Genomic DNA, 13,362 nt, shown 5'->3' on the forward strand with positions numbered 1-13,362 from the left:
GTCCGCCCCTCAGTACGCCACGCCCACCCCCTGCTTCACCGCGGCGGGGTCGTCGATCAGCGCCAGCATCGCGTGCGCCACGTCGGCCCGGGAGATGGACCGGCCGCTGCGCGGATTGCTGCCGATGACCGTCCGGTAGGTGCCGGTCAGCGGGCCGTTGGTGAGCTTCGGAGGCCGTACGGACGTCCAGTCCGTCGCGGAGGCCGCGAGCGCGGCCTCCATGGCGGTGAGGTCCGCATAGAGCTCCTTGAGGATCGCGCCGATCGCCGCGAGCATCATCCGGTCGAGCAGCGGGTCGTCCGCGGGCTTCGGGGCGACCGGCGCCGCGCTCACCACGAGCAGCCGCCGGGTCCCCTCCACCTCCATGGCCGTCAGCACGCTCCGGGTCAGCCGCTCGGCGATCCCGTCGGCCTTCCGGCCCCGTGCGCCCAGGCCGGAGAGCACCGCGTCGCGGCCCGCGACCGCCTCGCGCAGCGCCTCCGGATCGTCGATGCGGGCTGCCGTGTGGACGGTGACGTCGGAGAGGGGCACGGGCAGGCGCGCAGGATCACGGACCACCGCCGTCACCTCGTGCCCCGCCGCCACCGCCTGGCGGACGATCTCCTGGCCGATGCCGCCTGTGGCGCCGAACACTGTGAGCTTCATGGCACACCCTCCTCGGGTGGGTAAGTGTTCACTCACCTCTAGAGTGAGTGGGTACTCACCCACTCGTCAAGCTTCGTTGGAGTGCACATGGAGCAGAAGCCGGCCCGCGCCCGCATCATCGACGCCGCCCACCAGCTGATGCTCACCATCGGCCTGGCCCGGGCCACCACCAAGGAGATCGCCCGGGCCGCCGGCTGCTCGGAGGCGGCCCTCTACAAGCACTTCCCGAGCAAGGAGGAGCTGTTCGTGGTGGTGCTGAAGGAACGCCTGCCCAAGGTCGACGGCGTCCTGAAGCGGCTGATGGCCGACCCGGGGGAGGGGGAGGGCTCGCTGGAGCGGAATCTCACCGAGATCGCCCGCGAGGCCGCCCTCTTCTACGAGCAGAGCTTCCCGATCGCCGCGTCCCTGTACGCCGAGCCGAGGCTCAAGGAGCGCCACACCGCGGCGATGCGCGAGCTGGGAACCGGCCCCCACATGCCCATCCGCGGAGTCGACGCGTATCTGCGCGCCGAACAGTCCGCCGGCCGGGTACGGGCCGAGGCCGACACGTACGCCGCCGCCTCCCTGCTGATGGGGGCCTGCGCCCAGCGGGCCTTCGCCTACGACGCGACGGAGACCGGCGGCCCTCCGCAGTCACTCGACGCCTTCGCCGCCTCGATCGCCCGGATGCTGCTGAGCGGGCTCACGCCCTGAGGGCGGTCCCCGAGCCTTGGCCCACCGGCTTGGCCAGCCAGTCGTCTACGCCCGCCAGAAGCTCCGCCCGCACCGCGTCGGGCGCCGCCGAGCCCCGTACCGACTGACGTGCCAGCTCCGCCAGCTCCTCGTCGGTGAACGCGTGGTGGCGGCGCACGAGGTCGTACTGCGCGGCCAGCCGGGAACCGAAGAGCAGCGGGTCGTCCGCACCGAGGGCCATCGGCACACCGGCGTCGAACAGAGTGCGCAGGGGTACGTCCGACGGCTTCTCGTAGACGCCGAGCGCCACGTTCGACGCCGGGCAGACCTCGCAGGTCACCCCGCGCTCCGCCAGCCTGCGCAGCAGGCGCGGGTCCTCGGCCGCCCGGACCCCGTGCCCGACCCGTGAGGCGTCGAGGTCGTCCAGGCAGTCGCGGACGCTGGACGGACCGGACAGCTCACCGCCGTGCGGAGCCGCCAGCAGGCCGCCCTCCCTGGCGATGGCGAAGGCCCGGTCGAAGTCACGGGCCATGCCGCGGCGCTCGTCGTTGGAGAGGCCGAATCCGACGACGCCGCGGTCGGCGTACCGCACCGCGAGACGCGCCAGGGTCCTGGCGTCCAGCGGGTGCTTCATCCGGTTGGCCGCGATCACCACCCGGATCGGCAGCCCCGTCTCGCGGGATGCGCTGTCCACCGCGTCCAGGATGATCTCGATCGCCGGAATGAGCCCGCCGAGCAGGGGCGCGTACGAGGTGGGATCGACCTGGATCTCCAGCCAGCCGGAGCCGTCCGCCACGTCCTCCTGGGCGGCCTCGCGCACCAGCCGCTGGATGTCGTCGGGAGCGCGCAGGCAGGACCGGGCGATGTCGTAGAGCCGCTGGAAGCGGAACCAGCCGCGCTCGTCCGTCGCCCGCAGACTGGGGGGCTCGCCGCCGGTCAGGGCCTCGGGCAGCCGCACGCCGTACTTGTCGGCGAGTTCGAGCAGCGTCGTGGGCCGCATCGACCCGGTGAAATGCAGGTGCAGGTGGGCCTTGGGCAACAGCCGTACATCACGCTCCATCCAAAGATCTTGCCGCATGGACGGGGTGCCGCGGTAGCCGCTTTCCCCATCGAGTTGCCCATCGAACAGGGGAGCGAACGAGAGAGCGGCCCCCGGCCGGAGCCGGGGGCCGCTCTTCGGAATCCGGGGGCGTCAGGCCTTGGCCTCGCCCAGCAGCTTCTGGATGCGCGAGACGCCCTCGACGAGGTCGTCGTCACCCAGCGCGTACGAAAGCCGCAGGTAGCCCGGCGTCCCGAAGGCCTCGCCCGGGACGACCGCGACCTCGGCCTCGTCCAGGATCAGCGCCGCCAGCTCGACGGAGGTGGCCGGGCGCTTGCCGCGGATCTCCTTGCCGAGCAGCGCCTTCACGGAGGGGTACACGTAGAACGCGCCCTCGGGCACCGGGCACACCACGCCGTCGATCTCGTTGAGCATCCGCACGATGGTCTGCCGGCGCCGGTCGAAGGCGGTGCGCATCTCGGCGACCGCGTCCAGGTTCCCGGAGACGGCGGCCAGCGCGGCGACCTGCGCGACGTTGGAGACGTTGGAGGTGGCGTGCGACTGCAGGTTGGTCGCGGCCTTCACGACGTCCTTGGGGCCGACGATCCACCCCACGCGCCAGCCGGTCATCGCGTACGTCTTGGCGACACCGTTGACCACGATGCACTTGTCGCGCAGCTCGGGCACGATCGCCGGCAGCGAGGTGAACTTCGCGTCGCCGTAGACCAGGTGCTCGTAGATCTCGTCGGTCAGCACCCACAGGCCGTGCTCGACGGCCCAGCGGCCGATCGCCTCGGCGTCCGCCTCGCTGTAGACCGCACCGGTCGGGTTCGAGGGGGAGACGAACAGGACGACCTTCGTACGCTCGGTACGCGCCGCCTCCAGCTGCTCCACGGAGACCCGGTAGCCGGTGGTCTCGTCGGCGACGACCTCCACCGGGACACCGCCGGCGAGGCGGATCGACTCGGGGTAGGTGGTCCAGTACGGCGCCGGGACGATGACCTCGTCGCCCGGGTCGAGGATCGCGGCGAAGGCCTCGTAGATGGCCTGCTTGCCGCCGTTGGTCACGAGGATCTGGGAGGCGTCGACCTCGTAGCCGGAGTCGCGCAGCGTCTTCTCTGCGATGGCGGCCTTGAGTTCGGGGAGCCCGCCCGCCGGGGTGTAGCGGTGGTACTTCGGGTTGCGGCAGGCCTCGACCGCGGCGTCGACGACATAGCCGGGGGTCGGGAAGTCGGGCTCGCCGGCACCGAAGCCGATCACCGGTCGGCCGGCGGCCTTGAGGGCCTTGGCCTTGGCGTCGACGGCGAGGGTGGCGGACTCGGAGATGGCACCGATGCGGGCGGAGACCCGGCGCTCGGAGGGAGAAGTAGCAGCGCTCATGCCCCCATGCTCCCAGACCGGATTCCCCGTCGGCACAGGGGTTTCAGGGAGCGGACAGCACTCCGACACCATGCGGACAGCCAACCGGAACGGCATCGTGCAGCATCGGTCAGGAACGGTCGGGAAGCTATCTGTTCGACGCCGGGCCTCTGAGCACGTACACTCACCTGTCGTTGGCCTTCACCAGCCGCACCGTTCCTGCACCCGAAGCATCCGGGGACATGCGGTAGGTTGGTGGAAACCACAAAGGGTCGTAGCTCAATTGGTAGAGCACTGGTCTCCAAAACCAGCGGTTGGGGGTTCAAGTCCCTCCGGCCCTGCTACACACTCCTTCGCCGGGATGTGTGCGCATGTACGTACTTCAATGCTCCGCCGTGCGCGGCTCCACCGGGCGCGGCACGGCCATGACCCGGAATCAGGTGAGAAGCGTGACGGACGCCGTGGGCTCCATCGACATGCCTGATGCCGAGGATGAAGTCCCCGAGTCGAAGAAGAAGACCCGGAAGGGCGGAAAGCGCGGCAAGAAGGGCCCTCTGGGCCGTCTCGCGCTCTTCTACCGCCAGATCGTCGCCGAGCTCCGCAAGGTTGTCTGGCCGACTCGCAACCAGCTGACGACATACACCTCAGTGGTGATTGTGTTCGTCGTCGTCATGATTGGTCTCGTTACCGTGATTGACTTCGGTTTCCAGCGGGTCATCAAGTACGTCTTCGGCTGATCCCGCGGAGGGCGCCTCATGGGCGCCCCTTTCGCATGTTCCACCCATTTGTATCCAGGAAGAAGCAGCCACCGTGTCTGACCCGAACCTGAACGACGCCGTCGAGCCGACGGCGGGCGCCTTCGAGTCCGCCGAGGACGAGCTCGACATCGTCGAGGCGGCGGACGCTGTGGAGCCGGACCAGGCTGAAGCTGCCGACGCTGCCGCGGGCGAGCCCGCCGAGCAGGCCGCCGTGCACACCGAGGACGCCGTGCACACCGAGGACCTCGCCGACGAAGCCGATGACGAGGCCGTCGAGGCCGAAGCCGGTGACGACGAGGACGAGGACGAGAGCCCCGAGGCCGAGGAAGCCGCCGACGAGGAAGAGGCCGAGCCCGTCGACGCCGTCACCGCCCTGCGCGAGGAGCTCCGCACCCTCCCGGGCGAGTGGTACGTCATTCACACGTACGCCGGTTACGAGAAGCGTGTGAAGGCCAACCTGGAGCAGCGCGCCGTCTCGCTGAACGTGGAGGAGTTCGTCTATCAGGCCGAGGTGCCTGAGGAGGAAATCGTCCAGATCAAGAACGGCGAGCGCAAGAACGTCCGCCAGAACAAGCTCCCGGGTTACGTCCTGGTCCGCATGGACCTGACGAACGAGTCCTGGGGCGTCGTCCGCAACACTCCCGGCGTCACCGGCTTCGTGGGCAACGCCTACGACCCGTACCCGCTGACCCTGGACGAGATCGTCAAGATGCTCGCCCCCGAGGCCGAGGAGAAGGCAGCCCGCGAGGCCGCCGAGGCCGAGGGCAAGCCGGCTCCGTCCCGCAAGGTCGAGGTCCAGGTGCTGGACTTCGAGGTGGGCGACTCGGTCACCGTCACCGACGGCCCGTTCGCGACGCTGCAGGCGACGATCAACGAGATCAACGCCGACTCGAAGAAGGTCAAGGGTCTCGTCGAGATCTTCGGCCGCGAGACGCCGGTCGAGCTCAGCTTCGACCAGATCCAGAAGAACTAGCGGTTTCTCGCCAGCTTCTGGACACATGCCTACCGAGCAGGTCAGACCGGCTGTCACAGCAGGTCTGACCTGCTCGGTTTTTGGTCGCGCAGCTATACCCGTTATCGTTGTGCGGTATGCCTGCATCCGGATGACCGGATGACGGCGAAAACTCTCACTAGGACCCGGAGAGAGCACATGCCTCCCAAGAAGAAGAAGGTCACGGGGCTTATCAAGCTCCAGATCAACGCCGGTGCGGCCAACCCGGCCCCGCCGGTCGGCCCCGCACTGGGCCAGCACGGCGTCAACATCATGGAGTTCTGCAAGGCCTACAACGCCGCGACCGAGTCGCAGCGTGGCATGGTCGTGCCGGTGGAGATCACGGTCTACGAAGACCGCTCCTTCACCTTCATCACCAAGACTCCGCCGGCTGCCAAGCTGATCCTCAAGGCCGCGGGTGTGGACAAGGGCTCCGGCGAGCCTCACAAGACCAAGGTTGCCAAGCTGACGGCCGCCCAGGTCCGCGAGATCGCCACGACGAAGCTCCCCGACCTGAACGCCAATGACCTCGACGCCGCGTCGAAGATCATCGCCGGCACCGCCCGTTCCATGGGCATCACGGTCGAAGGCTGATTCAGCCCCACCCCTCAGTGGTAGGACCAAGCGCTGGTCCGCACCACGACTCCACACTCTGAAACCACAGGAGTAGAAGTGAAGCGCAGCAAGAACCTCCGCGCTGCGGACGCCAAGGTCGACCGGGCGCGTAACTACGCCCCGCTCGAGGCCGTCCGTCTCGCCAAGGACACCGCCTCCACGAAGTTCGACAGCACCGTCGAGGTCGCCTTTGCCCTGGGTGTTGACCCTCGCAAGGCCGACCAGATGGTCCGTGGCACCGTGAACCTCCCGCACGGCACCGGCAAGACCGCCCGGGTCCTGGTCTTCGCGACCGGTGACCGTGCTGCGGCCGCGGAAGCCGCGGGCGCCGACATCGTCGGCGCCGACGAGCTCATCGACGAGGTGGCGAAGGGCCGTCTGGACTTCGACGCCGTCGTCGCGACCCCGGACCTCATGGGCAAGGTCGGCCGCCTGGGCCGCGTGCTCGGTCCGCGTGGTCTGATGCCGAACCCGAAGACCGGCACCGTCACCCCCGATGTCGTGAAGGCTGTCAACGACATCAAGGGCGGCAAGATCGAGTTCCGCGTCGACAAGCACTCGAACCTGCACTTCATCATCGGCAAGACCTCGTTCGACGAGACCAAGCTGGTGGAGAACTACGCAGCGGCGCTGGAGGAGATCCTCCGTCTGAAGCCGTCCGCCGCCAAGGGCCGCTACATCAAGAAGGCCACGCTGGCCACCACGATGGGCCCCGGCATCCCGCTGGACTCCAACCGCACCCGTAACCTCCTCGTCGAGGAGGACCCGGCCGCCGTCTGAGCCACCGTGCTCGTACGACCGCCGTGTCACGTGTGACATGGACGGGCCCCGCAACCTTTCGAGGTGCGGGGCCCGTCCTCGTATATACGTACCGGCGCTGTCGGTGCCGTGCGCTAGCGTGCGGGGACCGAGAGCCGAACGAGGGGTGGAAGCGGATATGAGGACCAGTACCGTGCGGCGCGTGGGTGCGGCCGTGGCTGTGGCCGCGGCGCTGACGACGGTCGCGGCCTGCGGCGGATCGGACGACGACGGCACGAGCAAGGCCAGGGCCAAGGGCAGCGGCGTGGTGAAGGTCGACGCGATCGCCGCGCTCCTGGACGTACAGAAGAAGACCGGTGCGGCGAACTCGGCGAAGGTCGAGGGCACCACGGTCATGGGCAGCACCATGTCCATGAAGCAGTCCGGGGCGCTCGACTGGAGCGACGGCATCACCGGCACCATGGAGATCACCTACACCGGCGGCGCCATGGCCGACACCATGAAGAAGGCCGGCGGCACCGGCACGATGCAGGCGCGCTACTTCAAGGACGGCTACGCGGCCGACATGGGCGCCGCCCTGGCCCAGCAGACCGGTGGCAAGCGCTGGATCAGCTACTCCTACGACGACCTCGCCGAGCTCGGGGGCGCCTCCGGGGCGGCGATGAAGGACCAGATGCAGAACACCACTCCCGACCAGGGAGTGAAGTCGCTGCTGGCCTCCGGCGATGTGAAGGAGGTCGGTAAGGAGCAGGTCCGCGGTGTCACGGCCACGCACTACTCCGGCACGGTCGACGTCGCCGAGCTGACCGCCAAGAACTCGAAGCTGGACGCCGCTCAGCTGACCGCTCTCAAGAAGCAGCTCAACGACGCCGGGATCACCACGGAGAAGGTCGACATCTGGGTCGACGGCAACGACCTGCTGGTGAAGAAGACCGAGCGCGGGCAGATGAAGACCGGCGAACTCAACTCGACCGTGTTCTACAGCGACTACGGGACCAAGGTCTCGGTCGAGCGGCCGCCGGCCGGCGAGACCATCGGTTTCAAGGAACTGCTCCAGCAGCAGGGCGCGGCCGGGAGTGCCTCCTAGGAGGGGCTTCCAAACCTCTCGGACCACACGAACCGGGACGGATTTGCTCGGCGCGACCCCCGTCGCGTACTCTTCTGCAGAAGCCAAAGACCGCTGGTCGTTGCTGAAACCCGCAAGGGTGACGGCAACCGAAGGATCCGTTGAATGCGGACGACCTGCGCAGGTGACTGTGGAAAAGCTCCCGGACTTCGTTCGGTCGAGCTTCGCCCTGGCGCCTGCGCCGGGGCGTTTCGTCTTTTCCGGGCCCTTTTGAGCGGTCCTCATCACCCGGAAGGAGGCCACGCTCATGGCAAGGCCCGACAAGGCTGCAGCGGTAGCCGAGCTCGCGGACCAGTTCCGCAGCTCGAACGCCGCCGTGCTGACCGAGTACCGGGGCCTCACCGTGGCACAGCTCAAGCAGCTGCGCCGTTCGCTCGGTGAGAACGCCCAGTACGCCGTGGTGAAGAACACGCTGACCAAGATCGCGGCCAACGAGGCCGGGATCGACACGCTGGACGACCTGTTCGCAGGTCCGACGGCGGTTGCCTTCGTCACCGGTGACCCGGTGGAGTCGGCGAAGGGTCTTCGTGACTTCGCCAAGGACAACCCCAACCTCATCATCAAGGGCGGTGTCCTTGACGGTAAGGCGCTGTCCGCCGATGAGATCAAGAAGCTCGCGGACCTCGAGTCCCGCGAGGTTCTGCTCGCCAAGCTGGCCGGCGCCATGAAGGGCAAGCAGACTCAGGCTGCGCAGCTCTTCCAGGCTCTGCCGTCGAAGTTCGTCCGCACCGCGGAAGCGCTTCGTGCCAAGCGGGAAGAGCAGGGCGGTGCCGGTACTCCGGCTCCCGCCGAGGCCGCCGAGTAATTTCGCTCAGCGGTCCAGCGGGCTCCACGTACGCCCGCCGACATATACATCCGGCACCTGCCGAATAGTGGAAGGACGCCATCATGGCGAAGCTCAGCCAGGAAGACCTGCTCGCCCAGTTCGAGGAGCTCACCCTCATCGAGCTCTCCGAGTTCGTTAAGGCCTTCGAGGAGAAGTTCGACGTCACCGCCGCCGCGGCCGTCGCCGTTGCCGGTCCCGCCGCCGGTGGCCCCGCCGCCGAGGCCGAGGCCGAGCAGGACGAGTTCGACGTCATCCTCACCGCCGCCGGTGACAAGAAGATCCAGGTCATCAAGGTCGTGCGTGAGCTGACCTCCCTCGGCCTGAAGGAGGCCAAGGACCTCGTCGACGGCGCCCCGAAGCCCGTCGTCGAGAAGGTCGCCAAGGAGGCCGCCGAGAAGGCTGCCGAGTCCCTCAAGGCCGCCGGCGCCTCCGTCGAGGTCAAGTGACCCAGCGAGTCTTCTGACTCCTCTGGGACCCCCGTGCCGCAAGGCACGGGCGTCACTTCGCGAAAGGCGATCACCCGTATGGGTGGTCGCCTTTCGGCGTACCCGCGGTGGGTGCCTTGCTCTTCCCACGCTGACGAGTATGGTGATCTTCGCCGTGCGCCTCTCGTGGGGGGCGCGGGCGGCGTCGAGGGGCGGCGGCCCCGGGTCTCGGGGCCCGTCCGGGCAGGGGGGGCCTTGACGAACCGCGCGAGGCGCGCAATTCTCAAGGCGCGTCGTCACATCGGTCCGAATCCGAGGCATGGATCGATGACGAAGAGGGCAGTAAAGAAGAGCGCACCCCGCGCAGGGCTAGACATAGGTGTTGAGAACAGCTGTTGAGAGCAACGTGGGTCTCTGAGAACCCCGACTGGACATCAGTGTGCCGCTTGGCTACACTGACCCTTTGCGCTGCCTGTTAGCTGCCTCCTGCCCGTCACCAGGGGCATACCCATCTTGTGCACCGTGGACCGTTCGTCCCTCACCTGGGATATCTGTCCACCTGTCCAGTTTGGGACCGGTACGCGCGTAGTGAGTCCGAGCCCTCGGAAGGACCCCCTCTTGGCCGCCTCGCGCAACGCCTCGACCGCGAATACGAACAACGGTGCCAGCACCGCCCCGCTGCGCATCTCTTTTGCAAAGATCAAGGAGCCCCTCGAGGTTCCGAACCTCCTCGCGCTGCAGACCGAGAGCTTTGACTGGCTCCTCGGTAACGCCGCCTGGAAGGCTCGCGTCGAGGCTGCTCTGGACAGTGGACAAGACGTCCCCACCAAGTCCGGCCTGGAGGAGATCTTCGAGGAGATCTCACCGATCGAGGACTTCTCCGGGTCGATGTCGCTTACGTTCCGCGACCACCGCTTCGAGCCCCCCAAGAACTCGATCGACGAGTGCAAGGAGCGCGACTTCACGTTCGCCGCCCCGCTCTTCGTCACGGCCGAGTTCACCAACAACGAGACCGGCGAGATCAAGTCCCAGACGGTCTTCATGGGCGATTTCCCGCTCATGACCAACAAGGGCACCTTCGTCATCAACGGCACCGAGCGTGTCGTGGTGTCGCAGCTGGTCCGCTCGCCGGGTGTCTACTTCGACTCGTCGATCGACAAGACGTCCGACAAGGACATCTTCTCCGCCAAGATCATCCCGTCCCGGGGTGCCTGGCTGGAGATGGAGATCGACAAGCGCGACATGGTCGGTGTCCGCATCGACCGCAAGCGCAAGCAGTCCGTCACCGTCCTCCTGAAGGCTCTCGGCTGGAGCACCGAGCAGATCCTCGAGGAGTTCGGCGAGTACGAGTCCATGCGCGCCACCCTGGAGAAGGACCACACCCAGGGCCAGGACGACGCACTGCTCGACATCTACCGCAAGCTCCGCCCGGGCGAGCCGCCGACCCGCGAAGCCGCTCAGACGCTGCTCGAGAACCTCTACTTCAACCCGAAGCGCTACGACCTCGCGAAGGTCGGCCGCTACAAGGTGAACAAGAAGCTCGGCGCCGATGAGCCGCTGGACGCCGGCGTGCTCACCACCGACGACGTCATCGCGACCATCAAGTACCTGGTCAAGCTGCACGCCGGTGAGACCGAGACGACCGGCGAGTCGGGCCGGGAGATCGTCGTCGAGACCGACGACATCGACCACTTCGGCAACCGTCGTCTGCGCAACGTCGGCGAGCTCATCCAGAACCAGGTCCGTACGGGCCTGGCGCGGATGGAGCGCGTCGTGCGTGAGCGCATGACGACTCAGGACGTCGAGGCCATCACGCCGCAGACCCTGATCAACATCCGGCCGGTCGTCGCCTCCATCAAGGAGTTCTTCGGCACCAGCCAGCTGTCGCAGTTCATGGACCAGAACAACCCGCTGTCGGGTCTCACCCACAAGCGCCGTCTGTCGGCACTTGGCCCGGGTGGTCTGTCCCGTGAGCGGGCCGGCTTCGAGGTCCGTGACGTGCACCCGTCCCACTACGGACGCATGTGCCCGATCGAGACCCCTGAAGGCCCGAACATCGGTCTGATCGGCTCGCTCGCCTCGTACGGCCGCGTCAACGCGTTCGGCTTCATCGAGACGCCGTACCGCAAGGTCGTCGACGGCCAAGTCACCGACGAGGTCGACTACGTCACGGCCGACGAGGAAGACCGTTACGTCATCGCCCAGGCGAACGCGACGCTCTCCGACGAGCTCCGCTTCACCGAGCCCCGCGTCCTGGTCCGCCGTCGTGGCGGAGAGGTCGACTACGTGCCCGGCACCGAAGTCGACTACATGGACGTCTCGCCGCGCCAGATGGTGTCCGTCGCCACCGCGATGATCCCGTTCCTGGAGCACGACGACGCCAACCGTGCCCTCATGGGCGCGAACATGATGCGTCAGGCGGTGCCGCTCATCAAGTCGGAGGCCCCGCTCGTCGGCACCGGCATGGAGTACCGCTGCGCCACCGACGCCGGTGACGTACTGAAGGCCGAGAAGGACGGTGTGGTCCAGGAGGTCTCCGCGGACTACATCACCGTGACGAACGATGACGGTACGTACACCACGTACCGCATCGCGAAGTTCATGCGCTCCAACCAGGGCACCTCGGTCAACCAGAAGGTCGTCGTCTCCGAGGGCGACCGGGTCGTCGCCGAACAGGTACTCGCCGACGGTCCGGCCACCGAGAACGGTGAGATGGCCCTCGGTAAGAACCTGCTCGTGGCGTTCATGCCGTGGGAGGGTCACAACTACGAGGACGCGATCATCCTGTCGCAGCGCCTCGTGCAGGACGACGTCCTCTCCTCGATCCACATCGAGGAGCACGAGGTCGACGCCCGTGACACCAAGCTCGGCCCGGAGGAGATCACCCGGGACATCCCGAACGTCTCCGAAGAGGTCCTCGCGGACCTCGACGAGCGCGGCATCATCCGTATCGGTGCCGAGGTCACGGCCGGTGACATCCTCGTCGGCAAGGTCACGCCCAAGGGCGAGACCGAGCTGACCCCCGAGGAGCGCCTGCTCCGCGCGATCTTCGGTGAGAAGGCGCGCGAGGTGCGCGACACCTCGCTGAAGGTGCCGCACGGCGAGATCGGCAAGATCATCGGCGTCCGCGTCTTCGACCGCGAAGAGGGCGACGAGCTGCCGCCGGGCGTGAACCAGCTGGTCCGCGTCTACGTCGCGCAGAAGCGCAAGATCACCGATGGTGACAAGCTCGCCGGCCGTCACGGCAACAAGGGCGTCATCTCGAAGATCCTCCCGATCGAGGACATGCCGTTCCTGGAGGACGGCACCCCGGTCGACATCATCCTCAACCCGCTGGGTGTCCCGTCCCGAATGAACCCGGGACAGGTCCTGGAGATCCACCTCGGCTGGCTCGCCAGCCGCGGCTGGGACGTCTCCGGCCTCGGTGACGAGTGGGCCAAGCGCCTGCAGCTCATCGGCGCCGACCAGGTCGCCCCCGGTACCAACGTCGCCACGCCCGTCTTCGACGGCGCCCGCGAGGACGAGATCACCGGCCTCTTCCAGGCCACGATCCCGAACCGCGACGGCGACCGGCTGGTCCAGCCCTCGGGCAAGGCCAACCTGTTCGACGGCCGCTCCGGCGAGCCGTTCCCGGAGCCGGTCTCGGTCGGCTACATGTACATCCTCAAGCTCCACCACCTCGTCGACGACAAGCTGCACGCTCGTTCGACGGGTCCGTACTCCATGATCACCCAGCAGCCGCTGGGTGGTAAGGCTCAGTTCGGTGGACAGCGCTTCGGTGAAATGGAGGTGTGGGCCCTTGAAGCTTATGGCGCCGCTTACGCCCTCCAGGAGCTGCTGACGATCAAGTCCGACGACGTGACCGGCCGCGTGAAGGTCTACGAGGCCATCGTCAAGGGCGAGAACATCCCCGAGCCCGGCATTCCCGAGTCCTTCAAGGTGCTCATCAAGGAAATGCAGTCGCTCTGCCTCAACGTGGAGGTGCTGTCCTCGGACGGCATGTCCATCGAGATGCGCGACACGGACGAGGACGTCTTCCGCGCGGCGGAGGAGCTCGGAATCGACCTGTCCCGGCGCGAGCCGAGCAGCGTCGAAGAGGTCTGACGGGTTGGCCGGCCGGATCCCCGTGATCCGGCCGGCTCTCCCC

12 protein-coding genes and 1 tRNA gene are annotated in these 13,362 nt (G+C 67.5%); 10 read left to right on the forward strand and 3 right to left on the reverse strand.

Features of this window, described 5'->3' with window-relative positions:
• Positions 1–9: 9 nt before the first annotated feature.
• The gene (locus tag ACGFZA_RS01060) at positions 10–645 is read right to left on the reverse strand and encodes an NAD(P)-dependent oxidoreductase (protein ID WP_393676329.1); all 636 of its coding nucleotides are present in this window, start codon (positions 643–645) and stop codon (positions 10–12) included.
• Positions 646–732: 87 nt separating this feature from the next.
• On the opposite strand from ACGFZA_RS01060, the gene ACGFZA_RS01065 reads away from it, so the two are divergent.
• Positions 733–1,338, forward strand: coding sequence for a TetR/AcrR family transcriptional regulator (locus tag ACGFZA_RS01065; RefSeq protein ID WP_393676331.1), 606 nt, complete (start codon positions 733–735; stop codon positions 1,336–1,338).
• Here the strand turns inward: ACGFZA_RS01065 and ACGFZA_RS01070 are convergent.
• Entirely contained in the window at positions 1,328–2,377 is a 1,050-nt protein-coding gene (locus ACGFZA_RS01070) for an adenosine deaminase (protein ID WP_385274767.1), read from the reverse strand. The two genes, ACGFZA_RS01065 and ACGFZA_RS01070, sit on opposite strands and share 11 nt — an antisense overlap.
• A gap of 132 nt (positions 2,378–2,509) precedes the next feature.
• Complete coding sequence (locus ACGFZA_RS01075) at positions 2,510–3,736, reverse strand: pyridoxal phosphate-dependent aminotransferase (RefSeq protein ID WP_393676334.1); 1,227 nt, start codon at positions 3,734–3,736, stop codon at positions 2,510–2,512.
• Between the two features lie 247 nt (positions 3,737–3,983).
• On the opposite strand from ACGFZA_RS01075, the gene ACGFZA_RS01080 reads away from it, so the two are divergent.
• The 9 genes from ACGFZA_RS01080 (at position 3,984) to rpoB (ending at position 13,319) form a co-directional block, all read left to right on the forward strand.
• Positions 3,984–4,056: transfer RNA gene (locus ACGFZA_RS01080), tRNA-Trp, on the forward strand.
• A 108-nt stretch (positions 4,057–4,164) separates the two neighbouring features.
• Complete coding sequence (gene secE, locus ACGFZA_RS01085) at positions 4,165–4,452, forward strand: preprotein translocase subunit SecE (RefSeq protein ID WP_073732696.1); 288 nt, start codon at positions 4,165–4,167, stop codon at positions 4,450–4,452.
• Positions 4,453–4,525: 73 nt separating this feature from the next.
• Positions 4,526–5,446 (forward strand): transcription termination/antitermination protein NusG, encoded by a 921-nt coding sequence (gene nusG / locus ACGFZA_RS01090; RefSeq protein WP_393676336.1) that lies wholly within the window; start codon positions 4,526–4,528, stop codon positions 5,444–5,446.
• A gap of 177 nt (positions 5,447–5,623) precedes the next feature.
• A complete protein-coding gene (gene rplK, locus ACGFZA_RS01095; protein WP_010058817.1) occupies positions 5,624–6,058 on the forward strand; it encodes a 50S ribosomal protein L11 in 435 nt (144 codons plus the stop codon).
• A 78-nt stretch (positions 6,059–6,136) separates the two neighbouring features.
• Complete coding sequence (gene rplA / locus ACGFZA_RS01100) at positions 6,137–6,859, forward strand: 50S ribosomal protein L1 (RefSeq protein ID WP_385274758.1); 723 nt, start codon at positions 6,137–6,139, stop codon at positions 6,857–6,859.
• Positions 6,860–7,016: 157 nt separating this feature from the next.
• A complete protein-coding gene (locus ACGFZA_RS01105; RefSeq protein ID WP_393676339.1) occupies positions 7,017–7,925 on the forward strand; it encodes a hypothetical protein in 909 nt (302 codons plus the stop codon).
• Between the two features lie 286 nt (positions 7,926–8,211).
• Entirely contained in the window at positions 8,212–8,769 is a 558-nt protein-coding gene (gene rplJ, locus ACGFZA_RS01110) for a 50S ribosomal protein L10 (protein ID WP_148020214.1), read from the forward strand.
• A gap of 83 nt (positions 8,770–8,852) precedes the next feature.
• Entirely contained in the window at positions 8,853–9,236 is a 384-nt protein-coding gene (gene rplL / locus ACGFZA_RS01115; protein WP_350999315.1) for a 50S ribosomal protein L7/L12, read from the forward strand.
• A 597-nt stretch (positions 9,237–9,833) separates the two neighbouring features.
• Positions 9,834–13,319: a DNA-directed RNA polymerase subunit beta gene (rpoB, locus tag ACGFZA_RS01120; protein ID WP_385274751.1), complete on the forward strand. Its 3,486-nt coding sequence runs from the start codon at positions 9,834–9,836 to the stop codon at positions 13,317–13,319.
• Positions 13,320–13,362 lie beyond the last annotated feature (43 nt).

It is taken from the genome of Streptomyces sp. NPDC048211 (genome assembly GCF_043202315.1).
In the GTDB taxonomy this organism is placed as follows: Bacteria; Actinomycetota; Actinomycetes; order Streptomycetales; family Streptomycetaceae; genus Streptomyces.

What these genes read in the sequence shown, in the direction of transcription:
- ACGFZA_RS01060 (WP_393676329.1), bottom strand. Translation starts at nt 645, where the DNA reads ATGAAGCTCACAGTGTTCGGCGCCACAGGCGGCATCGGCCAGGAGATC.
- ACGFZA_RS01065 (WP_393676331.1), top strand. Translation starts at nt 733, where the DNA reads ATGGAGCAGAAGCCGGCCCGCGCCCGCATCATCGACGCCGCCCACCAG.
- ACGFZA_RS01070 (WP_385274767.1), bottom strand. Translation starts at nt 2,377, where the DNA reads ATGGAGCGTGATGTACGGCTGTTGCCCAAGGCCCACCTGCACCTGCAT.
- ACGFZA_RS01075 (WP_393676334.1), bottom strand. Translation starts at nt 3,736, where the DNA reads ATGAGCGCTGCTACTTCTCCCTCCGAGCGCCGGGTCTCCGCCCGCATC.
- rplK (WP_010058817.1), top strand. Translation starts at nt 5,624, where the DNA reads ATGCCTCCCAAGAAGAAGAAGGTCACGGGGCTTATCAAGCTCCAGATC.
- ACGFZA_RS01105 (WP_393676339.1), top strand. Translation starts at nt 7,017, where the DNA reads ATGAGGACCAGTACCGTGCGGCGCGTGGGTGCGGCCGTGGCTGTGGCC.
- rplJ (WP_148020214.1), top strand. Translation starts at nt 8,212, where the DNA reads ATGGCAAGGCCCGACAAGGCTGCAGCGGTAGCCGAGCTCGCGGACCAG.
- rplL (WP_350999315.1), top strand. Translation starts at nt 8,853, where the DNA reads ATGGCGAAGCTCAGCCAGGAAGACCTGCTCGCCCAGTTCGAGGAGCTC.